Here is a 1,413-nt window from a genome sequence, read left to right as displayed (position 1 = left end):
CTACGACATTCACACATCTGCTTTGTCTGTTGCGGGCGGCAGCTTTCTCTGACTCGATATCGGTCGCGGACGAGGAGGAGCAGATGGATGTTGGTTTGGGACGGTTCGGTGACCGGCGCCTGGAAAAAGGGGGGCGTGCCTGCTTGCCCGGCTGGTCGATGTCGGTCGCACGGGGATCAGCGTGCGCCGGGTCGGCGGCGATCGTGCGGGCGAGATCCGCTTCACCCGGTTTCTGCGTAATCCCCGGGTGACGCCACAGGAGATGGTGGCGCATGCCAGGGCGCGGACCGCGGGCTTAGTCGAAGGTCGCCACATCCTGGCGATCCAGGATACCACGACGCTGCGCGACGACGGCAAGCTGCGCAGCTTGAACCTACACCCGACGATCGCCGTCGATGCCGCCGATGGCGGGTTGCTTGGGCTTGTGGATGCGGTGTTCCTCAGCCGCAGTGGCGGCACCAAACGTCTGTGTGCCAAACGGCCGTTCGCCGACAAGGAAAGCCGACGCTGGCTCGATGCAACCAGGGCGGCGGCTGGGCTGGTTACCGCCGGGGCGGCTTGCGTCACAGTGATCGCCGACCGCGAGGGCGACATCTACGATGAGTTCGCCTGCCGGCCGGCAGAAACCGAACTGTTGATCCGCGCCCATCATGATCGCGCTCTGGAAGGCGGCGGCAGGCTGTACGACTGCATGGCTCAGGTGACCGAACTCGGCCGCGAGACCATCGATCTGCCGGCCAATCCGGGGCGTGCGGCGCGCCGGGTGACGCTGGCGCTTCGTGCCCGCGAGGTCACCTTGAAGCGACCCAAGCGCAACCATCCGGCCGAAGCGGCGCATCTGCCCAAGAGCGTGACGCTGACCTTGATGGAAGCGCGCGAGATCAATCCGCCGCCCTCAGTGGCGCCGGTGCATTGGCGCTTGCTGACGACGCACGAGGTAACGACGCTGGCGCAAGCTCTGCTGATCACCGAGTTCTATCGTCAGCGCTGGACCATCGAGCAGGTCTTCCGCCTGATGAAGACCAAGGGCTTCGATATCGAAGCGGTGCGTATCGCCGAGGGCGGACCATTCGAGAACCTGACCACCGCAACTCTGATCGCCGCGATCCAGGTGCTGCAGATGGTGCGTGAACGAGATGGTGCAGCCGGTCGGCCGATCCAGGACACCTTCGACCCCGACGATGAGCCGGCGCTCCAAGCCATCTGCCGAACACTGGAGGGCAGCACCGCGAAACAGAAAAACCCGCATCCGCCAGGATCACTCGCCTACGCCAGTTGGATCTGCGCCCGCCTTGGCGGATGGACCGGCTACTACGGCAAGCCAGGCCCCATCGTGATCCTCCACGGCCTCCAATCCCTCAGAGCCATGCTCGCAGGCTGGAAGCTAAGGCCAGATGTGTGAATCTCGTAGGG

General features: G+C 64.8%; 1 protein-coding gene. It reads left to right on the top strand.

What is annotated here, in order from left to right:
- The first annotated feature begins 181 nt into the window (after positions 1-181).
- On the top strand, positions 182-1,402 hold the full coding sequence (locus DY468_RS24500; protein ID WP_164608206.1) for an IS4 family transposase: 1,221 nt from the start codon (positions 182-184) through the stop codon (positions 1,400-1,402).
- The last annotated feature ends 11 nt before the right edge of the window (positions 1,403-1,413 follow it).

Source organism: Rhodopseudomonas sp. BR0M22, from assembly GCF_010907035.1.
GTDB lineage: Bacteria > Pseudomonadota > Alphaproteobacteria > Rhizobiales > Xanthobacteraceae > Rhodopseudomonas.
Note: the sequence above shows the minus strand (reverse complement) of the source record. Positions and strands in the feature narration are given on the sequence as shown.